Origin of the sequence: Paenibacillus herberti (assembly GCF_002233675.1) — a bacterium.
GTDB lineage: Bacteria > Bacillota > Bacilli > Paenibacillales > Paenibacillaceae > Paenibacillus_O > Paenibacillus_O herberti.
The window spans coordinates 614,493-640,593 of record NZ_NMUQ01000001.1 but is presented as its reverse complement, the minus strand read 5'-3'; the positions used below and the strand labels follow the sequence as shown (position 1 = coordinate 640,593).

Sequence of the window (26,101 nt, the reverse complement as noted above, 5' to 3'; positions counted from 1 at the left end):
GCCTACACTTTAGTGTGTTAGGCGATCAGGGCATCCGACTTCCAGAGGGATCGGAGAAAGGATCGGCTCCTGTAGCGACGTTCCGCACTAGCTCTCGAATCCCGCACCAGCTCTCGAATCCCGCACTAGCTCTCGAATCCACTCTACTAACTCGCGGATATCACCCCTGAATCAGAACGCCAAACTCACGCTCACCCAGCGAAACTCTTTCCATACCAGCTTCACTTCCAAACCTAACGCTGTTCAGCAGAACGCTGTCCTGCAGCAGGCCGTCATAGGTTTTAAGAGCCTCGGTCAGGCTTTCATCTGTATCAAGCAGCAGGTCAACACGCTTCTCGATCGGCAGATCGAGCTTTTTGCGCGTATCTTGAACGGCGCGGATAACCTCGCGGACCCAGCCCTCTTGCTCCAGCGCCGGCGTAATGTCCGTGTTCAATGCCACGGTCAGGCCGCTACCGGAAGCGGAAGCGAAGCCAGCTTTGGCCTGCTTCTCAACAAGCAGCTCATCCAGCGCGACAGGAAGATCTTCGCCGTCCGGCGTTGTGAAGACGAAGCTGCCAGCCGTCACGATTGCCCGTGTTCCAGCAGCGTCGAGACCTTTGAGATACGCCTGGACTGGGCCGACGTTTTTGCCGAATTTTTTGCCCGCAACTTTGAGGTTCAGCTTCAGGGTGAAGTCGACAAACCCGCTGTCGGAGTCCTCAACGACGATTCCCTTCACGTTGATCTCGTCCTTGATGATTTCCTCGTAGTCCGTCAGCGTGAACTCGCCGCTCAGAGAGACAATCAGCTCGGACAGCGGTTGGCGAGTTTTGATGCCGGTTTCGTTACGCACATTACGCGCAAGCTCAACGATCATACGCGCCGTCCCCATGTCACGCTCCAGCTCTGCATCGATAGCAGACTCGTCTGCAACAGGATAATCATCCAGATGCACGCTTCCTTTGCCGCCAAGGTTGCCGTAAACTTCCTCTGCGAGCAGCGGAGCATACGGAGCGATCAGGCGGGACAGCGTCAACAGCACATCGCGCAGCGTGCAGTAAGCATCCAGCTTGTCGTCCGTCAGGCCGCTTCCCCAGAAGCGATCGCGTGAACGGCGGATGTACCAGTTGCTAAGCTCGTCGACGAATGCCTCGATAGCTTTGGCGGAATTGAGGAAATCCCAGCCTTCGAGCCCGCTAATGACTGTGCGCACGAGCGAGTTAAGGCGGGAAACAATCCAGCGGTCCAGCTTGACGGAAGATACGCGGCCCTGATGCTCAGTCGGATCAAATCCATCGATGGTTGCATACAGCGCGAAGAAGGCATGTGTGTTCACGATCGTATCGATGACTTTGGACTTCGCCTCGCCGACGATTCCGCGCGAGAACTTTTTGCTGTTCCAAGGCGCACTATCAGCAAGCAGCGCCCAACGGAAAGCGTCTGTGCCGTATTCGTTGATGATTTCCCAAGGGTCGATGACGTTGCCTTTGGATTTGCTCATTTTTTGGCCATTCTCATCGAGAATGTGTCCGGTGGAAATGACCGACTTATACGGCGCTTTGCCGTTGTACAGTGTCGATACAGCCAGCAGGCTGTAGAACCAGCCGCGCGTCTGATCAATGCCTTCGCAGATCATGTCCGCCGGATATTGCTCAGCGAAGCGCTCTTCATTTTCAAACGGGAAATGCTGCTGGGCAAACGGCATCGAACCGCTGTCGAACCATACGTCGATCACTTCCGGAGTCCGAGTCATGATGGCGCCTTCCGCAAATGGACTGCGCAGCTTCACTTCGTCCACATAAGGCTTATGCGGCTCAAAATCTTCCGCAAGCTCCGTCACGGAGCGCTCGCGCAGATCGGCAAGGCTGGATGGCGCATATTCCTTGCCTGTCGCCTCGCAAACCCATACGTTGAGCGGCGTTCCCCAATAACGATTGCGACTGATGTTCCAGTCAACCAGATCCTCCAGGAACTTGCCAAAACGACCCTCGCGGATGTGGCCTGGATACCATTCCACCCCATTGTTGTTGGCGATCAACTGATCTTTAACGGCCGTCGTCTCGATGAACCAGCTCTCGGTGGCGTAATAGATGAGCGGCGATTTGCAGCGCCAGCAAAACGGATAGCTATGCTCGTACTTCTCTTTGGAGAAGAGCAGACCTTTTTCGCTGAGCATTTTGACGATCTCGATATCCACTTCGCCATCTTTGACAAAACGGCCCGCGAGATCCGTCACTTCATCGATGTAACGACCCTGGTTGTTGACGACTGCCAGCAGGCTGATGCCGTTTTTGCGAGCGGTTTTGTAGTCATCATCACCATGTGCAGGAGCGATATGAACCATGCCTGTACCGCTTGTGTCGCTGACAAAGTCGGCGCCGATGACAACATGGCCTTTTTCAACTGGTACGTAGTTAAACGGAGCCTTGTAAGCAAGTCCGACCAGCTCAGCTCCCTTAACGCTGCCGACAATCTCAGGCTTCTCTTCGCCCTTGAACACACTTTCTACAAGCGCTTCTGCGACAAAATACACTTCGCCGTCACGCTTCACCTTGGCATACGTCAGCTCAGGATTGACGGCAATCGCCGTGTTGGCTGGCAGCGTCCAAGGGGTCGTCGTCCAAGCGAGCAGGAAGCCTTCACCGTTCTCCAACGGGAACTTGGCGGTGGCGCTGAGATCCTTGACATCCTCGTAGCCTTGAGCAACCTCATGTGAGCTGAGCGTCGTCTGGCAGCAAGGGCAGTATGGGCTAACACGGTGACCGCGGTACAGCAGACCTTTGCCATGAATCGTGGAAAGGATATGCCATACGCTCTCGATGTAGCTCGTTTTGAGTGTGACATACGGGTCATCCATGTCGGTCCAGTAGCCGATCGCTTCGGTCAGCTCGCGCCATTGGCGCTCATATTCAAACACACTATCCTTGCACTTTTTTATAAATTCCTCTACGCCGTAGTTCTCGATCTCTTGTTTGCCTGAGATACCGAGTTGCTTCTCAACGCCAAGCTCGACTGGCAAACCGTGGGTATCCCAGCCAGCTTTTCGCACAACGCGATAGCCGGACATCGTTTTGTAGCGGCCGATGAAATCTTTGATAACGCGTCCAAGCACGTGACCGATATGTGGCGCACCATTCGCGGTTGGCGGTCCTTCGTAAAACACGAAGTTCGGCTTGCCTGCACGGTTCTCGATGGATGCTTTGAATGTTTTTTCTTCATTCCACTTATTCAATACGCGTAGTTCGCGACTGCGCGCCTTTTCTTTGACATCGACTCTCTGCATGCCTCAACACTCCCTTAGGTAAATAAAAAAAGCCCGCCCCTGGAAAGGGGCGAGCGTAAACTCGCGATACCACCCTAGATCGAACGCGGGTCCATAAACGCTACTGCAGGCATCCCATAAACGGGTGCGATTGTAGTGGAAATGGGGCGTTCCTCGGCAGCGGATCGAATTGTAACCGGTCCGCGTTCCCTGTAACGGAGGACATCCGGCGCGGCTTACTGTGGCTGAATTCCATTTGGAAATCCAGACCGCTTCGGCAGCGCTTCTCGGAGAGGATACATGGCTGGGTTCCGAACGCCGACTTGCAGCACTATGGCCGGCTCTCTGAGGGACTTCCCCGCAGCTTGCTTGTTCTCGTCAATGAAGTTGATGTTCACATTGTTGGTCAAACATAAGCTTTTCTATACTACTTTATACCCTATTGGGTTAAAAGGTGTCAACCGCCAGAGGCACGACCCAGCCGAAACCTGTATGCACTATAAAAAAATCCCCCATTGTCGGGGGAAAATAAATTAGCGGTTAGACTGCTCAAGCGACAAGCTGCTAGATGCATTCTCCAGCTTATCCCAGCCATCCTGGGAGAGCAACTCCAGCTGAGCTTCAACCAGTGTACGGAAACGTGTACGGTAAATGGAAGCCTGCTTTTTGAGCTCCTCGACCTCCAGCGAAACTTTGCGAGACTTCATCAGAGAATCATTGATGATGCGGTCCGCGTTCTTCTCTGATTCCTTGATGATGAGCTGAGCCTCTTTCTTAGCATTTCCCCTCACCTCATCAGCTGCTTCCTGGGCAACGATGATCGTCTTGCTAAGCGTCTCCTCGATATTGGAGAAGTGGTTGAGCTTCTCCTGAAGATTGAGGATCTGGTTCTGCAAATCCTTGTTCTCACGGATCAGCGCTTCATAGTCCTTGATGACCTGATCCAGAAACTCATTGACCTGGTCCTCGTCATAGCCGCGGAGTCGTCTTCCAAACTCCTTGTTATGTATGTCCAATGGCGTCAGCGGCATTGGGGCACCTCCTGCTTGAATGGATTCCTGATGTTTGGGCCGTCCATGGTGTGGCTTATTCAATTCGACAGGTACAGGCAATTTCCTGCAAAGTTCACATGCCGCGAAAAAAAAAGACGTCTTCCTCCTATATCGGCAGAACTCATCTTTTCATTCAGGCCATGAACACTGTTAAAAAAAGGATGAGCCCGTCCGCCGGGGCGGAGCGCCCATCCTTATCCCTGTACTCGCCTAGACAAACTTGCCTGCGCGTACACGGATGCGCCCCTTCTTGGTTACGCCATCTACCTCCAGTAGCTTGAATCTGCCGAGTCCCTTGATCGACACGACATCTCCTTCACGCAGCTGTTTAGAGGGATCTTCCTCCGCTTTCCAGTTAACGCGGCAGCGCCCGGCGCGGATTGGATCGACAATTTTAGCGCGGCTGATGCGATACACATCGCTGGCGATGCCATCTAGCCGCATTGAGGCAACAGTGAACGCCATCTCCTCCATAGTAGCCGTCACGGGTCGAAGCTCGGACAACGGCCGTATGGCGGTCATTACGTTCACCCGATGCACCTGGCGCAAATGAATGTTAAGGAACTCTGCGATCTCCGCTGCTACAAGCAGCTGTGCTCCTTCTTGGCCGACATGAATGTCGCCGATTCGATCACGCTTGATGCCGAGACCAAGTACAGAGCCCAAATAATCACCGTGATCCAAATCCAGATGGCCGCCAGAGGGAGCTTCAACGTCCAACACGACGATGCTCATATCCTCCGCTTCGAGATAACGATACTCCGGGGCGATCAGCGCCCGCCTGCGCTCCGCTCCCTCGTAACCTCCATCAAGCCGGATTGTTATGGAAGGCTCCCGATTGGCAAGCGACTGCAAAATACTTTGCTGGCGTGGATCTAAAAAATCGGTCCGCTTGAGCTCATGGAGCCCAGCGGACCTCTCGACCCATTCCAGCACACGATCCACGAATGGCCGCTCCTCCGGAAGGAAGTGTTCAAAAAAAACTGACATCTAATCAGCGTCCGAACAAGAAGTCTAAAACTCCGATCAGACCAGCCGCCACAAAGCGAAGCGCGAACAGGGCCACAATCGGGCTAATATCAAGCATGCCACCAATCGGCGGGATGAAACGGCGGAAAATGCTGAGGTAAGGCTCGACAATTTTGCCGAGGAATTCGCCGATGAAGCTCTCTCGGGCGTTGGGGAGCCAGGAAAGCAAGATGTAACCGATAATCAAGAAGCTGTAGATCGTCTCAAGGGTTGAAATTAGGCTGACGTAATTGAATCCCAACGGTTAGGTCACCTCATCTTTGTCTGTAGTCTTCGTCTGCTAGCATTTCCGTTATGGTGCCCTGAACATCAACCGAATCCGGCGTGCACAAGAAAATATTTGGACCCAGCTTGGAGATATGGCCATTCAGCGCATAAACTGTACCGCTTAGGAAGTCCACGATGCGGACTGCAAGATCGGTACGTACACGCTGCAGGTTCACGATGACCGAGCGGCGGTTTCTCAAGTGATCCGCAATCTCCTGCGCCTCGTCATAGGAGCGCGGTTCGCTCAGTACGACACGCATATTTTTCTGGGAATGAATGCTGACGATGTTGCTGCCTTTGGATTGCTTACGCAAATCTGCCGGGGAAGTTTCAACTTCCTGCTCGTCCTGTGATTGCACCGTCTCGCGCTCGATTATCTCTTCCTCATCCTGTAAGCCAAGGAAATTCATGAACTTGTTCATCACCTTCACATCAGCTCCTCCTCTTTGCCCACCAGAATGGTTCCGAGTCGAACCCGGGTGGCGCCTTCTTCAATGGCCACTTCAAAATCATTGGACATGCCCATCGATAGCTCGGCCAGCGGCTCTAAAAACCATCCCAGCCTATTGGCCTCATCCCTCAGCTCCCGCAGCCGGCGGAAAACCGGGCGCGTCAGCTCCGGGTCTTCCTCATGCGGCGCCATCGTCATCAATCCAATCGGCTGGATCGACGGATAGTCGCGCAATCCCAGTGCCAGCTCCTGCAAGCCATCCGGGGTCAGGCCATGTTTGGACTCTTCCCCCGAGACGTTAACCTGGATGAAGCAAGGCACCGTGATGCCCAGACTGCTGGCCTTGCGGTGTATCGCTTCCGCAAGCGGAAGCCTGTCCAGCGAATGAATATATGTAAATCTGCCTACGACGTCCTTAGCCTTGTTCGTCTGCAGAGAGCCGATGAAATGCCAGATCGGTGCCTTGCTCCCGTTCTCGCTACCGCCCTCTCCATACTCATCCGCAAGCGCCAGCCACTTCTCCCGGGCATCTTGCCAGCGATTCTCACCCAGATGCCAGCAGCCTGCGGCAAGCGCCTCCTGCGTCCGCTCTAATGACACGTACTTCGTTACGGCGATCACGCCAACCTCGGAAGGATCTCTCCCAACCCGGCGGCATGCCTCCGCAATCCTTAACTCTACATCCGCCTTGCGCTCCGCGAGCGTCATCAGCGTCACCTGCCCTCCATGCCGATCCAGCTAGCCATGCGGCCCGCTCGCCCTCCCTCCATGCGGTGGGAGAAGAACAGATCGCGGCGGCAACCGGTGCACCAATCCGATAATTCGATATGCATCGGCAAAATTCCTGCTTTTATCATAATCTGTCGGTTCAACTCTTTCAAGTTAAGGAAGCCATGTCCGGGTGTGGAGTCTGTTATTACCTCCGCAAAAACTTCCACGTCCGCTTGCCGCATCTCCTCCAGCAACGGGCGAACCCGCGATAATACGTTCTCATCAACCTCATAACAGCAATCTCCGATTGACGGCCCGATGGCCGTACGGATATTCTGGGGTTTGCAGCCATAGCTGCTTCCCATTGCCTCGATCGTCCCGCGACCGATCTCCAGCACCGTGCCCTTCCAACCGGCATGGGCAAGAGCGGTCACGCGCCGCACGGGATCCCAGAAGTAAAGCGGCACACAATCCCCATAAAAGGAAACAAGCAGGACGCCAGGCTCATCGGTCATGAGTGCGTCCGTATCTTGAACGGCCGTAGTTCGGCTGTCCCGGCCGCTGCCAGCATCGGCGGGTCCCACCGCCTGCACGGCGCAGCCATGGACCTGCTCGCCGCAGGTGAAAGCCTCGAAGCTCCAGCCGATCGCTTCCGCTAGCCGCCTGCGATTTTCGAGAACTGCGAGATCGTCATCTCCGACATGCAGCCCCATATTCAGCGAAGCCCATGGCGCGACGCTGGCGCCTCCTTCACGGCCAGTGAAACCAGCTGTGAGGCCTCCTCCTTCTTTTACCCACGATTCCAACAAAAAAAGCGAAGCCTCCTTCGCCTTATCCAATCTATGCTTGGAAACAAACGGTTCCATCCGATTCTCACCTCGTGTCCAGTGTACCATGAGCCCATAAACGCTGGAAAGCCGCGCTAACGCCGGGTTAATCCCGTCGCTGCAACGGCTTGACTTGAAGGTCCTCATCTTCCAGATAAACTTTGCCGCTTGCGCTTTCCATTCTGACCAGCACAACATCCGCACCGATCTTCACAATGTTGCGCCAGGGAATGACTAGTTCTGTTCCGTTGCCGAACATGCCAAAAAATTTCGTGAGATGCGGCACTACGATGGAATCAATCCTACCCTGGCGAAGATCGATTTCCATATCGCTGATCTGGCCCAGCTTTTTACCATCCACGATATTGATGACATCCTTCGTCTGAAAGTCGGAGATTTTCATGATCATAAGCCGCACTTCCCGTCCTGGGGTGTAAGTTGCCTATTCCAGTATATGAGCAAGGACAGGGGAACAGCCCATAAAGGCATGAAAAAAGGCGCCGATCGGCGCCTTGAGTTCTCCTGCTATTAAAGCTGGACAAGTTGAACAACTGGCTGTTCAAGTTTTGACATGTTTCTGCAGCTGCTGGATGGCCGACTTCTCCAGACGAGAAACTTGAGCCTGGCTAATGCCGATTTCGTCGGCAACCTCCATCTGCGTTTTGCCCTCGAAAAAGCGCATCGAGAGAATCATTTTCTCCCGCTGATTCAACTTGTGCATCGCTTCGCGCAGCGCAATTTCTTCGATCCAGCCAACATCCTTGTTGCGATCATCGCTGATCTGATCCATCACATAGATGGGATCACCGCCGTCATGATAGATCGGCTCGAACAGCGACACCGGATCTTGGATGGCGTCCAGTGCAAAAACAACATCTTCTTTGGGCACGCCAAGCGCTTCGGCAATCTCAAGAATAGTCGGCTCGCGTGAGTTTTGATTCGTCAGCGCGTCCCGTACTTGAAGCGCCTTGTAAGCAATATCGCGCAACGAACGAGAGACGCGGATCGGGTTATTATCACGTAGATAACGGCGAATCTCGCCGATAATCATCGGCACAGCGTAAGTGGAGAACTTTACATTTTGGCCCAGATCAAAATTATCAATGGCCTTCATCAGTCCGATGCAGCCGACCTGGAACAGATCGTCTACAAACTCTCCGCGGTTATTGAACCGCTGAATGACGCTGAGGACCAGCCTAAGGTTTCCATTTACCAGTTTCTCTCTGGCAGACCACTCATTTTTCGTCTGAAGAGCAGTGAATAGCTCTCGCATTTCGACATTGGTAAGGACGGGGAGTTTGGCGGTATCCACTCCACAGATCTCGACTTTATTTCGGGTCAACGTGACTACCTCCCAAGGAGAAACATTAATAAGCATTATCTCCTTGGGCTTCATTTTTATTCCTCCAGCGGAAGCGTCAGACAAGCGGTGACAGACCCTTGGAAAGCGCATCCAGCCAACAGGATACAGGGAATTTTCGACATTATCGGGTAATAAAAAAAATGCCGCAGGCTTGGCCGCGGCAGATTGTAGGAGATCAGACTTATTTCCCTATATAGTTGAGTCTGAAATAAGAATACAGTGCGTCAGCTTTGGGATTAGTCTTCTTGACCAATCCTCTGTATGCGACGGCACGGGTCGCCTCTTCGTAAACAATCACATTGGTAACACCTTCATCACGGAAGCTTACGTAGATGAATCCATCCCCAAATCTAATATATCTTGAACCGGCTTCACCGGCCGGCAGAGAGAGCGGCTCTGCGGCTTGTTTGCCCGTTTTTGGGTCCATGAAATGGATTGTCGAACCAGAATAGTTACCTTTGTACATAAATAGCTTGCCTTCATGAAGCGTAGGCTCCAAACCTTTTTTGATCAGATCTAGCCCTTCCTGAGGCAAATTCCACGTTTCACCGCTGGCGTAATCATAACCCATGATTCGCCATTCCTTAAGTGAATCCGAGCCGCTTGAATCGGTTTTAATTGTTTTGATATTAAACATAATGATAGGTGAAGCGGCCAGCTCCCTGAATTCGGCCTTAACATCCATACTCGACCGTAAAAAGACATCAGTCGTCTCCTCTGGAACATAAATAACTTGGGACTCGACAACAGTGCCGCTCTTACGGTCAACAACATAATCGGTATATGCCCAGCCACTATTCGTATAGTCACTTACTAACAGATGAATTCGATTACCAATCAATTGAATGTCCTGAACGATAATGTTGAGATAGACTCTTTGACGCATGCTATCGTTACTTTTAACGGGAACCTTGAACTCCCTCACTTTGGAATCGGAGCGATTCAATATTCGAACTAGAACCTCTGACTTTTCTTTGTCAGCGTCTGCTCCAATAATTACTTGCTCGTCCCGATAGTAGGAATCATCCCGCTGATGGCCTCGCATGAAAGAACGATAGTCAGCAATCAATTCATTGCGCTCGCCATCATAATTATCCGTGTCCAATGAATCCTTATATCCGAAGGAAAGAAGGTTACGTTCCATCCATTGTCTTCCTCCGTCAGACGTCAACTGCGCTCCCATTCCTTGTAGTGCATACCCTCGCATCACCTCAGCGTTGCCCTCCTGCGTGACCAGCTCAAAGAGAGGTTTGCGCTCAGCAATTGCCGCTCCGGCAAAAACAATAAGCACAATCAGGCTCAGTCCGACTAATCCGATACTGTAAAAATATTTTTTCATATGTCCTCCTTCAAACCATAACCTTCGTACGGAGCAGCCATCTGCCAAGCCATAACGATAACGCCGTATTGCCGAGCATGAGTGCGATCGTAACAAGCAGCAGCTCGGAAGGGAAAAGAAAAGATCCATCGGATTCAGCCATTGACCACATCCAAGCAACCAGCGCAAAGGTAACAAGCGTATAACTCAGCCCAGCAATTAGCCCCTTCAAGCGGTAACTGCGTTCCAGCAGCACCGTCGTGAACATCAGCAGAACGAAGACAGAACCAAAGCCGTACAAAAGCAGAAATTCTTGCAGTTGCAGAGGAATGTAAAAGAATGTTTCCGAAAATCGGATTATATCGACTAGTGACACCGGGACCCGCAGTTCTTCCGGCACGCGGAAGAAATACAACATCATCTGCAAAACAACAATGATAATCTGCAGCGCCAGCAGGCTGAATATGAACACCATAAGAGCGGTAAACTTCGACAAATAAAGAGTGAACCTTGGGTAGGGGAGCATCAGCAGCCGGTAAGCAAACGTCGACTTGCCGAACCAGTCCCGATACCAGATCAAGAAAATATAAAGACTGATCACCACAATGCACATTATGACCGGTACTACCATCCAAGCTTCAGTAGTAGAGTATACCTCTCTCATTGGAAAGCTATATTCCGCGCCTAGCGATTTGCCCTCGCGGGCAGCTGATTCGTAGATTGTTTTCAGACGGTCTGACAGAAAAATCTGAGTCCCGAGCAGTTGAACGATAGCTGTCAACGCCATCAAGCCGCCCAGGATGAAACGGAACCGGTAAATTTCCATATGTACCAGCTTCAAATACGTTTTCAAGTCCGGTAAACCTCCCTCATCACGTCGATGACCGACTTGCCTTCCTCGCTGCGCATGTCTTCACAATTGAAATCACGGATGACATGACCCCCCTGCAGCAGCACGGCGCGGTCAACCAGATGCTCGATGTCGCCGATCTCATGGGTTGTAATAAGTACGCCCCGATCCTCCACGAGCTGGCTTGTGAACACATCGGCAATCATCTCACGGCTGAACATATCGATTCCGGAAAATGGCTCATCCATCAGCACATAGTCCACATCCTGCGCCATGCCGAGTACGAGGTTGAACTTTGCCGCTGTGCCCTTGGACATTCTGCCGATCCGCTCCCCACGCTCCAGCCGGAAAAAGCTCATCAGATCTTCCGCTCGCTCTGCGTTCCAGCGGGGATAAAAGTCCGCCATGAACTGCAAGCCATCGCGCAGCTTCATCGAGCCCGGCATCGTAAGCCGATCCGGGATGAAAGCAATTGTGTTATATACTTCCGGCGTCAAAACCTGACCGCCGATGCGAATGCTGCCGCCATTCAGCGGTGTAAGTCCCATAATTGCCTTGAGAATAGTAGATTTGCCGGCGCCGTTAAGACCGATTAGACAAGTAATCTGCCCTTTCTCGGCTTTGAAAGATACGCCGTTCAATACCTTCTTGCGGCGGTAAGTTTTGCGAATATCGCTGACTTCGATCATGCTCCGCCTTCCTTTCCGTTCTCAAACTCCGCGCCTGTCGGCTGCGGATGCCTCTCGTATTTCTCACGCACCAGCTCCACTAGCTCATCAACAGGAGCTTCCAAACGGCGAACGGACTGCACAAACGCCTCCACCGCCTCGCCTAACAGCTCGGAACGGATTGCCCGAAGTGTCGTGGCATCACTTGTAATCCGGCTTGGGGAATTGCCCTCGGTCACGATCAATTTCTGTTCCTCCATTTCCTTGTAGGCTTTCTGCGCCGTGTTCGGATTAATTTTCATTCGGGAAGCAAGTTCACGCCGGGACGGTACGGTCTGCCCGGCTTTCAGCCAACCAGTAGCTATTAGCTCCTTGAAATGGCGGACCACCTGCAAATACACCGGATCTCGGCTGCCAAAGGCCGCTTCCGGCCATTCTTCGTTGTTCATCTCACACCTCGCCTATTAAGTGTGTGTACTAAGTAGTTCATACACTTGATAAGTGTATTATGCCCTTCATACACCTAACTGTCAATAGTTGTTTATTTCGGATATTGCTGTATTTATAGTATATTGTTAAAACCTCCACCTAACTTCTCGGCTCTGTATTCGCCCTGCGATTCAAACCTGATTTGCTTGTCTACAATAAAAGGGCGATTCAAAACAACAATCGCAACTTACAAAGGGGATTTAGTTTAAAAATGAAGAAATTCAAGAGTTTTTTGAAATGGATTATACTCCCAATCACGATACTTATTATATCCGCATGCGGAGCTACGAACGAGACAACAACGCCAAAACCTACACCTACATCTACAGCTGCTTCTACAGCGCTTCCTTCTGCATCTCCGACAGTAACGCCTTCCGAAGACGTTGATTTCCCAAGACTTTTGCTGGATTTAGCACGGGAAGGAAAAGCAGCAGACAACGAATTTATTGTTGGCAGAAATACAATAAAGCAAGTACGACAAGAATGGGGAGAACCAGATAAGGTCGACGCGGTCGGATCGGGTATGTACGTAACGTATAACGGATATGCTTCTTCCTTTGGCTATAACCAATCAAGCGGGTTGTTGTTCGACGCTCGTTCTTACGATCTTCGACTGCAGAAGCTGACACTTGAAAGTATCCTAAAGTCCATTGGCAACCCTGACAAAACAACCGAAACCGGAACGGACGATATTTACGTTTACAACGTTAAACAAGACATTCAGTTAAAATTCATTATCCCAAAAGGAGCAAATTCGGTCGACCATACTTCCGTATTTTCGGCAGGAAGCGTCCAAAATGTATCCGAAGAAAATTATGTATTGGATATTGTGGGGAAATCAAACGCGTTATCGTCAAAGGCTTGGACGACTATGCTGGATTGGCGCAAAAGAACTAAAACTTTCGCCAAAACACATAAAAACAACGTATTTCTTAACGGTCCCAACGAGAAGAGGGTCGCCCTAACTTTTGACGACGGTCCTGATGATCAGACAACGCCGGCTATTCTTGATTCGCTGGAGAAGCATAAGGTAAGAGGAAGCTTCTTCTTTATCGGTAAGCACGTCAAACAATATCCGGATGTTGTAAAAAGAGCCTATGAAAATGGTCATTTGGTGTTAAGCCACAGTTACAATCACGTTGATTTAACTAAAAAAAATTCGGATCAAATTCATTCCGAACTGAAAGAAACCGAAGATGCAATTAAAGAGATTATTGGTAAGGCACCCGCTATGTTGCGAACACCATACGGCGAAACAGATGACAAGGTCGTATCCGCGGCGAAGCAGGACGGTTACTCCATTGTGCTTTGGTCAATAGACACGCTGGATTGGTCGCAAAAGGAAATGGACAATATCGTTAATAATGTGGTTTCTAACGTAAGAAACGGAGACATCATTCTTATGCACTCTACGAAGGAACAATCGGAAACTGTCAAAGCGCTTCCGTACATTATTGAGGCGTTACAGAAAGACGGCTATAAAATCGTCGATTTGGAAACTTTGTTGGGTATCCAAGCTTATAAGTAATTTTTCACACTATGTACCTTCCTGACTTTCTTCTGAAAGTCAGGAAGGTACTTTTAATTTACAAAGCATCTTAATGACCGTCGCACAATCAAAATTACGGACGCTCAAATTAATTATCGCTTATAAGTTATTGCTTATACGGCTGCACGGGACGAATTGGCTTCCCATCCAGCCAAGCTGCAATATCCTCGACCGCATCGGCAAAATACAGCTTATAATTACTGTCCGTCACATAGCCAATATGCGGAGTTGCCAGCACATTGGGCAAAGTCCGATACGGATGATCCGCAGGCAGCGGCTCCGTATCGAACACATCGAGACCGGCGCCGGCGATTCGCTCCTGCTGCAGATGGTCGATCAGCGCCTTCTGATCTATGATGCCAGCTCGGGAAGTATTGATCAGATAAGCGGAAGATTTCATCCGCTGCAGCTCTGCTCTACCGAGCAATCCCCTCGTCCGCTCGCTCAAAACAAGATGGACTGATACATAATCACTCTGTTCCAGTAGCGCTTCCTTAGATGACGCCAGCTCCACTCCTCCATCAGCAGCCTTCTCCGGCGTCAAATTCTGGCTCCACGCCATGACACGCATGCCGAACACTCGGCCAATCTCCGCCACGCGGCTGCCGATTTTACCTAGGCCGAGCAAGCCGAGCGTGCGGCCATTCAAATCACTGCCAACCGTGCTCTGCCAAGAGCCGCCGCCGCGCAAAGCCTCATTCTCGTGCCGTATCTGCTTGGCTAATCCGAGAATAAGCGCCCAGGTCAGCTCAATTGGCGCCTCGGATGTCCCACGCGTGCCGCAGACCGCGATGCCGAGGCGCTCCGCCGCTACCAGATCAACGGAAGCATTACGCATGCCGGTTGTCACAAGCAGCTTCAACTTCGGCAGTCGAACGAGTAACTCCTCCCGAAACGGCGTCCGCTCGCGCATGATGACAATGATCTGCTCGTCCTTTAGCAGCTTCACCAGCTCATCAACGGAGTCATAATGATCATGGTGTACACGTAGCTTAATACGTTTTTCCAATTGGCTCCAATCTCCATATTTCTTCGCTGCAAGCTGATAGTCATCCAGAATGGTGCAATTAATCTCGCTCACGACATACCCTCCTTCAAATGTTTAACTTCAGCGCTCTCTCATTCCAGTGTACAAGATAGCTGCAGACAAGCTCAAATAAGAAAAAACCGCTGCGAGTCGATAACGACTTGCAACGGTTAGAACAATCGGGGCAGCTTAAGCCTGGCTTGCTTGAGCAACATGCAGTCGGCTGTAAATGCCACCAGCAGCAATCAGCTCCTGGTGACGACCCTGTTCGGCAATACCGCTCGTATTGACGACCATAATGCGGTCAGCGTTTCTGACTGTGCTCAGACGATGTGCAATTACTAGCGTTGTGCGGCCGACAGACAGCTCCGCAAGCGCAGCCTGAATAGCTGCTTCCGTCTCGGTGTCGAGTGCGGAGGTCGCCTCATCCAAAATAAGAATCGGCGGATTTTTAAGGAACATGCGGGCAATAGACATGCGCTGCTTTTGTCCTCCAGACAGCTTCACGCCACGCTCGCCGATCACCGTGTCCATGCCTTCTGGCAAAGAGCGAATTAGCTCATCGAGCGACGCCCGGCGCGCCGCATCCCAGATTTGCTCGTCTGTCGCATCCAGATCGCCATAGGCGATATTTTCGCGAATCGTACCCGAGAACAGGAACACATCCTGCTGCACGATACCGATATTGCGGCGCAGCGATTCCACGGTGACATCGCGAATATCACGACCGTCTACTTTAATCGAACCTTCATTTACATCATAGAAGCGCGGCAGCAAGCTGCATATGGTCGTTTTACCTGCGCCGGAAGGCCCAACAAAAGCAACAGTCTCCCCTGGCTTAATGGTGAAATTGATGTTTTGCAAAATGGGACGCTCCGACTCATAGCTGAAACCGACGTTGTTGAACTCAATCGAGCCCGTGACACGGTCAATCTCCACTGCGTTGGGCGCATCCTTAATGTCCGGATCCGTGTCCATAATCTCGCAATAACGGGTAAAACCGGCAATGCCCCGCGGATAGGTCTCGATGATCGCATTAATTTTCTCAATGGGACGGAAAAACACATTAGATAACAACAGGAACGCCAGGAACTCGCCGATCTCGATGCGGCCATCAATGTAGAACCAGGCACCGAACAACAGAATCAGAATCGTAATGAGGCGCATCATCATATAGTTGAGCGTCATACTTGCAGACAGCGTTTTGTAAGCCACAAGCTTTGTTTCACGATAGTTTTGATTTTCAACGGCAAACAGCTTGTTCTCATGCTTCTCGTTGGCAAAAGATTGAACAACACGGATGCCGCCAACATTGTCTTCGATACGTGCATTGAAATTGCCGACATTGCCAAACATTCGCTCGTATGTACGGCTCATGCGTTGACCGAAATAGATGATCATCCATGCCAGCACGGGAATGATGACGAAGGTGATTATCGCCAGCTCCAGGTTGAGATACGCCATCAGGCCGAACGAGCCAATCAGCGTCATGACGGCGATGAAGGCGTCCTCTGGCCCGTGATGCGCTAGCTCTCCGATGTCGTTGAGATCATTGGTCATACGGCCGATAAGATGGCCTGTTTTGTTGTTGTCAAAAAAACGGAAGCTAAGCTTCTGGACTTTAGCGAACAAGTTGCGGCGCATGTCCGTCTCGATATTGATCCCAAGCATATGGCCCCAATAGGTGACGATATAATTGAGCAGCGCTGACAAAACATAAACTGCCAACAAACCTATGGAAGCCCAAACGATAAGGCTCCAATCGCCTCCAGGCAGTAGATCATCCACAAAGCGGTTAACAGCTAGCGGGAATGCCAGCTCCAGGAGGCCGGCGACAACGGCACAAGTGAAGTCGAGAATAAACAATCCCTTGTAGGGTTTGTAATGCGAGAAAAATCGGCGGAGCATCTCTTCACTCATTTCTGCATTTCTGCTTGATTTATGCAATAAAAACCTATATAAACCATTGTAGTGATAATCTTTCTCACCGTCAAATAATAAATGTAAAAAAGAGGGGCCGCTTAGCCCCTCTCCTCGTTATTTTGCTCCTGCTTGCACCAATAGCTGTACGATTTCGTCGAAGCCTCTTTGCCGCGCATGTTTCAGCGGAGTGACCCCTTCTTCATCGGGCAGATTTACATCTGCTCCATGCTGGATCAATAGCCGCACTGTCTCCTGCTGATTGGCATTGCCGTTATTTAACACAATTGCTTCCATCAAAGCGGTCCAGCCAAGACGATTGACATGGTTCACATCAATTTTGGTGTTCGTCAGCAGCTCCTGCACAACACCCGTATAACCGTGCTCCGATGCCGGAATCAAAGCGGTTCCGTTGTAGCGATTCGTAATGGTCGGGTCTGCCCCCGCAGCAATGGTAAGTTTTAAAATTTCAAGATTTCCTTCTGCACCTGCATATAGAAATGGGGTGTTTTTCATCTCATCTTGAATGTTTACATCAGCACCTGCCTCGAGAATAACTTTGGCCGATGCAATATCGTTATTGTAGGTCGCGATCATTGCAGCCGTTCTACCTTTGGAATCCTGAGCATTGATGTTGGCGCCGTCTTTAATTAACTTTTCGAGTGTTGCCGCATCTTTACGTTCTGCAGCCTGGAGTAATTGTTGATCCATAGTTGCCGTTTCCCCTCCTTCATTTTGTGAAGAAATTCTATTTTCCGAGGAGCAGCCCTGTAAAAAGAGCGTACAAGCTAAGGCGATAATGAGCCCAATCCTCATGAAATCATCCTCCATTCGTTCCTTTTTTGTTGCCCGCTTCTATAGAATAAAGGACAAAAAGAAACTGCAACCAGAGAAAAGATAAACAAAATATAAACTGCAGCTAATTTTTTTGAAAACCTCGTCTGAGAAGCAAGTTTCGTGCAATCAATTATGCAAAATTAGCGCCGAAAACCGTGCTTTAGCTGCCGAAGGTCCACAGTTTCTTCCTCGCATGCTAAAATAACAAAAGCTTGGCCGCTTTTCAGAACGGTACACCGCGGGAAGCGATAAGGAGGACGTTTTTTTGTACGACGTAACGATAATAGGTGCCGGTGTGGGAGGCATCTTTGCTGCTCATACATTGATGGAAAAGGGCGGCTGCCGTGTGCTGCTGCTCGATAAAGGTAAAGCACTGAATGATCCCCGCTGCCTGCGTAAGCAAAGTTTCAGATGCGATTGCAGCGATTGCTCCGCTTATTACGGCTTCGGCGGCCTCGGACGCTCCGAGGGTAAATACAACTTCACCGGCGACTTCGGCGGTGAGCTGGAGTCCATGCTCGAGACCGATGCGCTGCAGACGCTGATGAGCGAGGTCGACCGGGTGCTATGCCTATACGGTGCTGCAGAAGCGGAACCATACCGAACCCATAGCGACAAGCTAGCCCGCCGAGCCACTGACAGCGGACTCAAGCTGCTGGCCTCGACGGTCCGTCATCTCGGCACAAAGCTGTCCTATAAAGTGCTGGATGGATTCCAGCAAGCACTGGCCTCATCCATTGAAATGAGATTTGAAATCAATATCGAGTCCATCTCCAGAAACGGAGAAGGCTATCGGCTGCGCATGGTCAGTGGTGAACATGTAGATACGCACAAGCTGATTCTGGCAACCGGACGCAGCGGCAGCGGCTGGCTGACCAGCATCCTCCGTCCACTTGGCCTGGAACCAAGCGTTACCCGACTGGACCTGGGCCTCCGCTTGGAGATGCCTGGGGGACAGCTCCATTCAATATTGCAAGACACCTTCGAGACCAAGCTCCGCTATGACGGTGAAGGCTTCAGCGCGACCACCTACTGTATGAATCCAAGCGGCCGCATCATCCGCAAACACCAAGAGGGCTTGGTGATGGCCGACGGCCAGAACTTCCGGGAGCAAGGGGGCAAAAGCGGCAATCTGAATTTCAGCTTGTTCGTTCCGCAGCTGTTCCCTAGTTTAGAGAAGGCTAACGAGTACGCTCGCGAGATGATCGGAGCGATAAATCGAGGTGGCGAGCGGATTGCTGTCCAACGGCTCGCGGATCTGAGGGCAGGCCGCGCTACCTCCACTCTCACGCTCGAGGCTAACCCAGTCCGGCCTTCGCTGAAAGCTGATCCGGCGCAGCTTACGGAGGAAATGCCGGAGCTTTATATCCGGGCAACACTTGAATTTCTAGATGCGCTTGAGCTGCTGCTCGGCTGCCCCGTGGATGAGAACACGCTGCTCTATGCTTTGGACAGCAAGTTTTATGCTCCGCGCCTGGAAACCGATTCTAACTTCCAGACGGCTCTGCCCGGCCTATACGCTATCGGAGATTGCTCCGGCCGTACCCATTCCCTTTCCCAAGCAGCTGCCAGCGGTATTCAGGCGGCGCTTAGTCTAATGTGATTCCGCGTTCGTTCGTGCCGAGATTAGCCGACCTCACAGATAGACTCGGAAATAAAAGAGACGCAACTGATTCCCGGTTTAGGGAACTCAGCATGCGTCTCTTGTCGATTTCGGTGTGCCTTGCGTGATGCCTCACACCATCTTATTGAACTCCTTGCGGAGCCGCTTGATGATCCTCTTTTCCAAACGGGAAATGTAGGACTGCGAGATACCCAGCTGATCCGCGACATCCTTCTGGGTTTTCTCTTCTCCGTCGGCCAGCCCGAAGCGAAGCTCCATGATGATCCGCTCCCGCTCGGTTAATTTGTCGAGCGCTTTATGCAGCAGTTTGCGGTCGACCTGCTCCTCGATATTACGATAAATCGTATCATTCTCGGTTCCTAGCACATCGGAGAGCAGCAGCTCATTGCCGTCCCAGTCGATATTAAGCGGCTCGTCGAATGACACCTCTGTGCGAGTTTTGCTATTGCGGCGCAGGAACATTAGAATCTCGTTCTCGATGCAGCGCGAGGCGTACGTGGCCAGCTTGATCTTTTTCTCGGGATCAAAGGTGTTGACCGCCTTGATTAAGCCGATCGCACCAATCGACACCAGATCCTCGATGTGGATGCCAGTGTTCTCAAACTTACGCGCGATATAAACGACGAGCCGCAGATTTCGCTCGATCAGCATCGCGCGAATCGCGCTGTCGCCGGAGGGCAGCCGCTCTAGCAGATACTCCTCTTCCTCGCGGGTAAGAGGGGGAGGCAGCGCCTCGCTGCCACCGATATAGTAGATTTCCTGACTTTTGAGACCAAGCAGGAACAACAACCGATAATAATACAATTGAAAATTTAAGCGCAGCTTCACCATCATGGGATCCATCTCCTCGATTCAAGATCGTTCAGCCCGCCCGGTTCTCTACCAGGGAGGGATGTATAATTGCGCGGTACGAACCGTCCGCGACCAGCTTGCCGCCATCGAGCCCGATCAAAACTTTACTGGATTCACTGCGAATCCCTTCTCTTTCAATAACTACACCATCCGGCTTGATCGCCAGCATGAACTGGGTTCCCTTGTTGATTCCTCGGTAAGGGACCAGACGAATGCGATCCTGCCACTTGAACTCGTCCTCTCCGAGACCAGACACGAGCCGATCCACCTGACACTCGCGAATTCCCTTCATCCATCCCGGAGGAATATCGTCCTCCCAAAGTGAAGCTTCCATAACCATCACAGGCGTACGCGACAGCGGGTCGTACAGCTGGTTGCCCGTATCTACCAGTCCGATGCAGTGATATTCGCTTTCTCCAATAATGATCGTAACTTCAGCCAGATGAGTAAGGACAAGTTCCTTTTGCCTGCGGCCGGCAACGACAGATTTTAACAAGTACAAGCCGATGCAGACGACACAGATGACGAACCAGGCCCCCATTTCCAGCTCAGTCGAAATTCCGTTCTGCAAAAAGCGCATCGTGTTCCATACCTCGTCCGATCCAGAAAGAAGCAAATAATGGATACCGAGTACAGCCCCTGCCGCAACGAAATTGACCGCATAAAAAGCTCCGATATAACGCAGAAAGCTGCGGGTATCCTGAAAGCCGAAAGCTACCAGCAGCATGGCAAAAGAGATTGCCACCTTAACAACTACGGTGAAAAGAAAAGACAACGGCGGAAACAGCATCAGCACAACGTACACGGCTCCAATCGCAGCCGCAGCCAGCACGCGCAGCGGTCTGGCCCTCACTCCCCGAATCCAGGCTGTCAGCAGCAGCATAGAGCCGTCTACGAGCATCTCTCTCAAAAATAGCACGTCAACATATACGGCCAGCGAGGCTCACCTTCCTCTATTCGCTGTTCGAGCATACCCGGAGAACGAATGAACTCAGTATAGTTCGCCACAGGCTCAATGTCTGTCTAAACCTGCCGCTCAAAGCGCTCTATTTTTGTCGATAGCCGGGGGCTCGAAAAAAGGAAAAAACCGCCTCTCCCTGAAGGGAAAGGCGGTTCTGGAATAGATATGAGAACTAGGACTTGCGAGCCTTCATCTAGCGGTCGCCGCGCGGGCGATTGCGGAGGAAAGCTGGAATCTCCAGCTGGTCGCTGGAAGAATTGTTGAACGGCTTCGGAGTTGCAGCCGGCTGGCGCTGCTCTGGAGCCTCAGGAGCAGAGGATTGAGCGGTCGGACGGCGCATCGGCACTGGGGCTGCCTTGTGCTCGAAGCCGGTAGCGATGACCGTAACCTTAATCTCATCCTTCAGATCCTCGTCGATGATCGCACCGAAAATCATATTCACTTCAGGGTCGGAAGCTTCGATTACGATCTCAGCCGCTTCATTGACCTCGTACAGCGAAAGATTCGCGCCGCCGGTGATGTTCATGATAACACCGCGAGCGCCGTCGATGGATGTCTCCAGAAGTGGGCTTTGAATCGCCTTGCGGGCGGCTTCAGCAGCACGGTTCTCGCCAGTGGCGATACCGATGCCCATCAGCGCGGAACCGCGCTCGGTCATAATCGTCTTAACGTCAGCGAAGTCAAGGTTGATCAAGCCGGGTACGGCGATCAGGTCGGAAATGCCCTGAACCGCTTGACGCAGTACATTGTCGGCTTCGCGGAATGCTTCAAGCATCGGCGTCTTTTTGTCGACAATTTCCAGCAAACGATCATTAGGAATGATGATAAGCGTGTCGACTTTTTCCTTAAGCGCTTCGATGCCAAGCTCTGCTTGGTTGGAGCGCTTGCGGCCTTCAAAGGTGAACGGCCGGGTTACGACACCTACCGTCAGAGCGCCGCATTCGCGGGCAATCTCAGCGATAACTGGAGCTGCTCCCGTTCCGGTACCGCCGCCCATGCCTGCCGTGACGAATACCATGTCAGCGCCCTTGAGCGTGCTGGCGACGAGGTCGCGGGACTCTTCAGCAGCTTTTTTGCCGACATCAGGATTGGCACCCGCACCGAGACCACGCGTTAGCTTGTCCCCGATTTGGAGCTTATGCTCCGACTTGGCGAGATGCAGCGCCTGGGCATCCGTGTTCACCGTAATGAACTCTACTCCCTTGACGCCGTTGTCGATCATCCGGTTCACCGCATTGCTGCCGCCGCCCCCGACACCGATGACTTTAATTTGTGCCAGTTGTTCTAGGTCAATATCGAACTCCAACATTCTATTTCCCCCGATCAGATGAATTCACTGAACATATTCTTGATTCGTTCAATCATGCCGGGTTTAGCGGGGGCTGCGGTTCCCGTCTTGCGGCTTGCCTGCTTCTTGACCGCTCCCGAGCTGTGAATCGTCATGTGCTTGCTAACGTACTGGATCATGCCGACACCGCTGCCGAATGCCGGATCACGCACGCCGATGAAGTCCGGTACGGCAATCCGCACCGATGATTCAAGCTCATGCTGAGCTACGGTAAGGGTGCCCGGCAGATTGACGGAGCCTCCTGTAAGTACATAGCCTTGAACTTTGCTGCCATATCCAAGCCGACGCACTTCCTGACGGATCAGGTAGAAGATCTCAGACATACGCGGTTCAATAATGTTGGCCAAGTCCACCTGGGAAAATTCCTTCTCCACGTTGGAGCCAAGCCGCGTAATCTTAAACCGCTGATCTTCGGCAGAATCCGACACGGATGCGCAGCCGTATTTGAGCTTGATTTTCTCAGCCTGCTCCGTTTGTGTGCGCAGTCCGTAGGAGATGTCGTTGGTTACGAATTCTCCGCCTACCGGCAACGTCGAGGAAGCTACTAGGCCACCATCTTCGAAGATAGCGAGCGTCGTAGAACCCGCGCCGATATCAACAAGAACCGTGCCCATCGACTTCTCGTCTTTGCTCAGAGACATCACGCCGGAAGCCAGCGACATGAGAATGATGCCTGAAATGTGCAGGCCAGCTTTCTCTACACAACGAATTAAATTATGTATGGCCGTCTTGGCTCCGGTTACGATGGTAGCCTCCACCTCTAGCCGCACGCCAATCATACCGCGCGGGTCCGAGATGCCCTCTAATCCATCCACTAAAAACTGTTTGGGAACGAGATTGACAATCTCGCGTTCCGGCGGCAGAGCGACTACCTTAGCAGCCTGCAGGACACGCTCAATATCTTCGTCTCCGATCTCGCGATCCTCATTCGACACCGCGACAACGCCGTGGTTGCTCTGTAAAGCGATATGATTACCCTGTACACCTACGTACACATCAGAAATTTCGATATCCACCATGCGTTCCGCGTGTTCTACCGCGCTGCGGATCGACTTGACCGTCTGGTCAATATCAACGATGGCTCCCTTGCGAATTCCTTCCGAGTCGGCAGATCCAACTCCAATTATATTAATGGCTCCGTTGTTCACTTCACCAATAATAACTCGAACCTTGGATGTACCGATGTCCAAACTGACAATGATGTCATTGCTGCTCAATTCCGCGGCACCTCCATTCCGGGTCGCTATAATATCGATTTCTATCTGCATTCGGGAAATTAATCTGTTCTACATATTCCACACTGTTGATATTTTCCCTCTTTTTTCAACATTTTTTTCACCAGGTAATTCATCCCAGCATTGAGAGAGAACAAGCAAAACTAGCTTCTCCGCCCTTATAATAAAAGGACTTTGATGTGACCTTGCAAGCAGTTATCCCAATTGGATAAATAACAGCCTATTGAAAAAAAGCATATCTTAAATTCTACCATTATTTGAAACGAAATAAAAGGGCGAGGAACGTCGGCAACCCCTCTCAGGGAGCGTCCGCACCCTCTTTCTGCTCGCCTTCCTCCGATTCAGTCTGGAAAGGAGAGTACGTATCTGCAAGCAGCAAGGTCACGCGTCCCGGGGCTCGCTCCTCCACGACGGAGTTCAGCGTAAGCAGCTTGTCCTTCAAGAGAGAAGCGGCTGTAATGACCTCGAAGCCAGATCGGGTGTAAATGCGGATGCGATCCGGATACGATTCCGTCGGGGACGGACTGATCTCTGACAGCTGGTTCAGCTCCTGCGCCGGAATTGCCGCCAGCGCCTGGCATAACTTCTTCTTGATTGGGTCATCCTTGCGCCAGCCCGAAAGTACCGGCTTGTCCACGACAGCGCTGCCCGTATCCGCTCCTATGATGGTCCCGCTGGCCAAGATCGCGCTGAGCCGTCCGGCGTCATCCATCTCGAAAGCTACAGCAGGATATTCCTTTACGATAATTCGTATTTGGCCGGGAAAAGTCTTCTCCACCTTAGCCTGCTTGACTGAACCAAGAGAAGCGATCCGCTGCTCTACGGTGCTCGCCATCGTGCCGAAGAAAGCATCCCCGGGTCGCACGCTGGCGGCATTACGGATGTCAGTCTCCTTGGTGAACTGCTCGCCCTCGATCGTGACGACAGAAACCTTGCTTATATTGGAATTGAAAAACAAGATCGATAATAGAATAAGAAATAGAAGCACCAGTATGAGCATTAGCTTGCGGCTACCACGCTTTTTGGGCGGCGGCTCCTTCAGCAGCGGAATCAGTTCGGACAAGCTTGTCCCTCCTCTTGCTAAAAAACAGGCTCATCCCGGCCTTACAGGGCAGCGGGATGGGCCGTCATATCAATAACGGATGCAGGTCCTTGGGGGGCATATTCCAAAATATGGCCATTTAATTTTTAGCCCGGTACCGCTCCATTGTCCGGGACAGGAGCGCTGCGGGCGATACGAGCGCCCAGCCGGCATAACATGGTCTCGATGCTGTCATAACCGCGATCGATGTGATGCACTTGCTCAACGACCGTCCGGCCATGCGCGGCAAGTCCAGCGATGACGAGCGCTGCGCCAGCACGAAGATCCGTTGCTTCTACGGTCGCCCCATAGAGACGCGGAACCCCTTTGATGATCGCGGCGTTCAGATCGACTCGAATATCGGCACCCATCCGGCTCAGCTCATCCACATGTTTGAAGCGCCCTTCAAAAATCGTCTCCTTCATCACGCTCACGCCGTCGGCAAGAGTAAGCAGCACCATCACCTGTGACTGCAAATCCGTCGGAAACGCGGGGTATGGCGAGGTGACAATCCGCTCAATCGACCTCGGCCTTGCGGCAGCGCCCACCGTAATACTGTCTCCGTCAACACCTACTCCAACACCCGCGCGGCGAAGGACATGGATCAAGGAGGATAGATGCGCCGGACGCGTATTAGTGAGCGTGACTCTACCCTTCGTTGCTGCAGCCGCTACCATAATCGTGCCGGCCACGATACGGTCAGGAATGACGCGATAATCGCAAGGATTAAGGGATTCTACCCCGTCAATCGTAATCGTATCCGTGCCCGCCCCCATAATACGAGCGCCCATCGCGTTCAGAAAGTTTTGCAGATCCTGAATTTCCGGCTCGCGAGCCGCGCCTACGATCGTCGTGCGTCCCTCAGCAAGAGCAGCAGCCATCATAATATTTTCCGTCGCTCCTACGCTCGGGAAGCTCAGATGGATATCCGCACCAATCAGCTTGTCGGCCGTGCAGGAAATGCGATCTCCGTACTCTTCCAATTCGGCGCCAAGCGCGCGAAGCCCTTCAAGATGAAGGTCGATTTTGCGCTCACCGATGGCGCAGCCGCCCGGTTGATAAATATGAACCTCGCCGAAGCGAGCCAGCAGCGGCCCCATGAGGAAGATCGAAGAGCGCATCTGGCGCATCAGCTTCTCCGGGATATGGGCGTGATACGCGGTCGCGGTGTTGAGCGTGACCGTCTCTTTGTCATGATCCGCGCGGCAGCCAAGCTCCCGCAAAATCTGAAGCATAACTTCTATATCGAGCAGCTGCGGCACGGATTCAAGAGTAACTGTGCCGCAGGCGAGCACGCTCGCTGCCAAAATTGGCAGGGCCGCGTTTTTCGCCCCTTGGATAGCAATGGTTCCTGAGAGAGGTTGCCCGCCTTCAATCACCAATTTGTCCAAACCTACA

At 51.9% G+C, this 26,101-nt stretch carries 24 protein-coding genes; 2 read left to right on the top strand and 22 right to left on the bottom strand.

What is annotated here, in order from left to right; translation table 11 throughout:
* Positions 1-160: 160 nt before the first annotated feature.
* The 13 genes from ileS to CGZ75_RS02900 all read right to left on the bottom strand — a co-directional run bounded on the left by ileS (position 161) and on the right by CGZ75_RS02900 (position 12,229).
* Complete coding sequence (ileS, locus tag CGZ75_RS02960) at positions 161-3,265, bottom strand: isoleucine--tRNA ligase (protein ID WP_089522798.1); 3,105 nt, start codon at positions 3,263-3,265, stop codon at positions 161-163.
* A 512-nt stretch (positions 3,266-3,777) separates the two neighbouring features.
* Positions 3,778-4,275, bottom strand: a complete 498-nt coding sequence (locus tag CGZ75_RS02955) for a DivIVA domain-containing protein (protein WP_089522797.1) — start codon at positions 4,273-4,275, stop codon at positions 3,778-3,780.
* Positions 4,276-4,506: 231 nt separating this feature from the next.
* A complete protein-coding gene (locus tag CGZ75_RS02950; protein WP_089522796.1) occupies positions 4,507-5,286 on the bottom strand; it encodes a YlmH family RNA-binding protein in 780 nt (259 codons plus the stop codon).
* Positions 5,287-5,290: 4 nt separating this feature from the next.
* The gene (locus CGZ75_RS02945) at positions 5,291-5,566 is read right to left on the bottom strand and encodes a YggT family protein (protein ID WP_089522795.1); all 276 of its coding nucleotides are present in this window, start codon (positions 5,564-5,566) and stop codon (positions 5,291-5,293) included.
* A 13-nt stretch (positions 5,567-5,579) separates the two neighbouring features.
* Entirely contained in the window at positions 5,580-6,023 is a 444-nt protein-coding gene (locus CGZ75_RS02940; protein ID WP_089522794.1) for a cell division protein SepF, read from the bottom strand.
* Positions 6,020-6,751 carry a YggS family pyridoxal phosphate-dependent enzyme gene (locus CGZ75_RS02935; RefSeq protein WP_089524525.1) on the bottom strand — a complete coding sequence of 244 codons (732 nt, stop codon included), beginning with the start codon at positions 6,749-6,751 and terminating at the stop codon, positions 6,020-6,022. Before CGZ75_RS02935 ends, CGZ75_RS02940 begins: the two co-directional genes overlap by 4 nt.
* A gap of 5 nt (positions 6,752-6,756) precedes the next feature.
* Positions 6,757-7,563 carry a peptidoglycan editing factor PgeF gene (gene pgeF, locus CGZ75_RS02930; RefSeq protein ID WP_342745637.1) on the bottom strand — a complete coding sequence of 269 codons (807 nt, stop codon included), beginning with the start codon at positions 7,561-7,563 and terminating at the stop codon, positions 6,757-6,759.
* Positions 7,564-7,687: 124 nt separating this feature from the next.
* Positions 7,688-7,984, bottom strand: a complete 297-nt coding sequence (locus tag CGZ75_RS02925) for a YlmC/YmxH family sporulation protein (RefSeq protein ID WP_089524524.1) — start codon at positions 7,982-7,984, stop codon at positions 7,688-7,690.
* A gap of 156 nt (positions 7,985-8,140) precedes the next feature.
* On the bottom strand, positions 8,141-8,923 hold the full coding sequence (gene sigG, locus CGZ75_RS02920; protein WP_089524523.1) for an RNA polymerase sporulation sigma factor SigG: 783 nt from the start codon (positions 8,921-8,923) through the stop codon (positions 8,141-8,143).
* 202 nt (positions 8,924-9,125) lie between these two features.
* Positions 9,126-10,283 carry a hypothetical protein gene (locus CGZ75_RS02915; RefSeq protein ID WP_089522792.1) on the bottom strand — a complete coding sequence of 386 codons (1,158 nt, stop codon included), beginning with the start codon at positions 10,281-10,283 and terminating at the stop codon, positions 9,126-9,128.
* Positions 10,284-10,293: 10 nt separating this feature from the next.
* Positions 10,294-11,115 carry a hypothetical protein gene (locus CGZ75_RS02910; RefSeq protein ID WP_089522791.1) on the bottom strand — a complete coding sequence of 274 codons (822 nt, stop codon included), beginning with the start codon at positions 11,113-11,115 and terminating at the stop codon, positions 10,294-10,296.
* Entirely contained in the window at positions 11,112-11,801 is a 690-nt protein-coding gene (locus CGZ75_RS02905; protein ID WP_089522790.1) for an ATP-binding cassette domain-containing protein, read from the bottom strand. The genes CGZ75_RS02910 and CGZ75_RS02905 overlap by 4 nt, the downstream gene beginning before the upstream one ends.
* Positions 11,798-12,229 carry a GntR family transcriptional regulator gene (locus CGZ75_RS02900; RefSeq protein WP_089522789.1) on the bottom strand — a complete coding sequence of 144 codons (432 nt, stop codon included), beginning with the start codon at positions 12,227-12,229 and terminating at the stop codon, positions 11,798-11,800. Before CGZ75_RS02900 ends, CGZ75_RS02905 begins: the two co-directional genes overlap by 4 nt.
* 251 nt (positions 12,230-12,480) lie before the next feature.
* Between CGZ75_RS02900 and CGZ75_RS02895 the strand changes: the two genes are divergently transcribed.
* Positions 12,481-13,797, top strand: coding sequence for a polysaccharide deacetylase family protein (locus CGZ75_RS02895; RefSeq protein WP_089522788.1), 1,317 nt, complete (start codon positions 12,481-12,483; stop codon positions 13,795-13,797).
* Between the two features lie 127 nt (positions 13,798-13,924).
* Here the strand turns inward: CGZ75_RS02895 and CGZ75_RS02890 are convergent, their stop codons facing one another.
* The 3 genes from CGZ75_RS02890 to CGZ75_RS02880 form a co-directional block, all read right to left on the bottom strand.
* The gene (locus CGZ75_RS02890) at positions 13,925-14,899 is read right to left on the bottom strand and encodes a D-2-hydroxyacid dehydrogenase family protein (protein WP_089522787.1); all 975 of its coding nucleotides are present in this window, start codon (positions 14,897-14,899) and stop codon (positions 13,925-13,927) included.
* Between the two features lie 135 nt (positions 14,900-15,034).
* Entirely contained in the window at positions 15,035-16,753 is a 1,719-nt protein-coding gene (locus CGZ75_RS02885) for an ABC transporter ATP-binding protein (RefSeq protein WP_089524522.1), read from the bottom strand.
* Positions 16,754-16,882: 129 nt separating this feature from the next.
* The gene (locus CGZ75_RS02880) at positions 16,883-17,581 is read right to left on the bottom strand and encodes an ankyrin repeat domain-containing protein (RefSeq protein ID WP_089522786.1); all 699 of its coding nucleotides are present in this window, start codon (positions 17,579-17,581) and stop codon (positions 16,883-16,885) included.
* Between the two features lie 286 nt (positions 17,582-17,867).
* On the opposite strand from CGZ75_RS02880, the gene CGZ75_RS02875 reads away from it, so the two are divergent.
* On the top strand, positions 17,868-19,205 hold the full coding sequence (locus CGZ75_RS02875) for an NAD(P)/FAD-dependent oxidoreductase (RefSeq protein ID WP_089522785.1): 1,338 nt from the start codon (positions 17,868-17,870) through the stop codon (positions 19,203-19,205).
* A gap of 132 nt (positions 19,206-19,337) precedes the next feature.
* On the opposite strand, the gene sigE is transcribed toward CGZ75_RS02875, so the two are convergent.
* From sigE to murA, 6 genes are all read right to left on the bottom strand, one after another.
* Positions 19,338-20,060 carry an RNA polymerase sporulation sigma factor SigE gene (gene sigE / locus CGZ75_RS02870; RefSeq protein ID WP_089522784.1) on the bottom strand — a complete coding sequence of 241 codons (723 nt, stop codon included), beginning with the start codon at positions 20,058-20,060 and terminating at the stop codon, positions 19,338-19,340.
* Between the two features lie 28 nt (positions 20,061-20,088).
* The gene (spoIIGA, locus tag CGZ75_RS02865) at positions 20,089-21,015 is read right to left on the bottom strand and encodes a sigma-E processing peptidase SpoIIGA (RefSeq protein ID WP_089522783.1); all 927 of its coding nucleotides are present in this window, start codon (positions 21,013-21,015) and stop codon (positions 20,089-20,091) included.
* Between the two features lie 217 nt (positions 21,016-21,232).
* Positions 21,233-22,348: a cell division protein FtsZ gene (ftsZ, locus tag CGZ75_RS02860; protein WP_089522782.1), complete on the bottom strand. Its 1,116-nt coding sequence runs from the start codon at positions 22,346-22,348 to the stop codon at positions 21,233-21,235.
* A gap of 14 nt (positions 22,349-22,362) precedes the next feature.
* Positions 22,363-23,604 (bottom strand): cell division protein FtsA, encoded by a 1,242-nt coding sequence (gene ftsA / locus CGZ75_RS02855; protein WP_089522781.1) that lies wholly within the window; start codon positions 23,602-23,604, stop codon positions 22,363-22,365.
* A 316-nt stretch (positions 23,605-23,920) separates the two neighbouring features.
* Complete coding sequence (locus tag CGZ75_RS02850; protein ID WP_089522780.1) at positions 23,921-24,685, bottom strand: cell division protein FtsQ/DivIB; 765 nt, start codon at positions 24,683-24,685, stop codon at positions 23,921-23,923.
* 125 nt (positions 24,686-24,810) lie between these two features.
* Positions 24,811-26,094 carry a UDP-N-acetylglucosamine 1-carboxyvinyltransferase gene (gene murA, locus CGZ75_RS02845; protein ID WP_089522779.1) on the bottom strand — a complete coding sequence of 428 codons (1,284 nt, stop codon included), beginning with the start codon at positions 26,092-26,094 and terminating at the stop codon, positions 24,811-24,813.
* Between the last annotated feature and the right edge of the window lie 7 nt (positions 26,095-26,101).

Excerpts from the sequence above, each read along its gene's own strand:
- CGZ75_RS02925 (WP_089524524.1), bottom strand. The coding sequence starts at position 7,984 with ATGAAAATCTCCGACTTTCAGACGAAGGATGTCATCAATATCGTGGAT.
- ileS (WP_089522798.1), bottom strand. The coding sequence starts at position 3,265 with ATGCAGAGAGTCGATGTCAAAGAAAAGGCGCGCAGTCGCGAACTACGC.
- CGZ75_RS02880 (WP_089522786.1), bottom strand. The coding sequence starts at position 17,581 with ATGAGGATTGGGCTCATTATCGCCTTAGCTTGTACGCTCTTTTTACAG.
- CGZ75_RS02935 (WP_089524525.1), bottom strand. The coding sequence starts at position 6,751 with ATGACGCTCGCGGAGCGCAAGGCGGATGTAGAGTTAAGGATTGCGGAG.
- ftsZ (WP_089522782.1), bottom strand. The coding sequence starts at position 22,348 with ATGTTGGAGTTCGATATTGACCTAGAACAACTGGCACAAATTAAAGTC.
- CGZ75_RS02895 (WP_089522788.1), top strand. The coding sequence starts at position 12,481 with ATGAAGAAATTCAAGAGTTTTTTGAAATGGATTATACTCCCAATCACG.
- CGZ75_RS02950 (WP_089522796.1), bottom strand. The coding sequence starts at position 5,286 with ATGTCAGTTTTTTTTGAACACTTCCTTCCGGAGGAGCGGCCATTCGTG.
- CGZ75_RS02900 (WP_089522789.1), bottom strand. The coding sequence starts at position 12,229 with ATGAACAACGAAGAATGGCCGGAAGCGGCCTTTGGCAGCCGAGATCCG.
- CGZ75_RS02955 (WP_089522797.1), bottom strand. The coding sequence starts at position 4,275 with ATGCCGCTGACGCCATTGGACATACATAACAAGGAGTTTGGAAGACGA.
- sigE (WP_089522784.1), bottom strand. The coding sequence starts at position 20,060 with ATGATGGTGAAGCTGCGCTTAAATTTTCAATTGTATTATTATCGGTTG.
- CGZ75_RS02905 (WP_089522790.1), bottom strand. The coding sequence starts at position 11,801 with ATGATCGAAGTCAGCGATATTCGCAAAACTTACCGCCGCAAGAAGGTA.
- CGZ75_RS02885 (WP_089524522.1), bottom strand. The coding sequence starts at position 16,753 with ATGCTCCGCCGATTTTTCTCGCATTACAAACCCTACAAGGGATTGTTT.
- CGZ75_RS02915 (WP_089522792.1), bottom strand. The coding sequence starts at position 10,283 with ATGAAAAAATATTTTTACAGTATCGGATTAGTCGGACTGAGCCTGATT.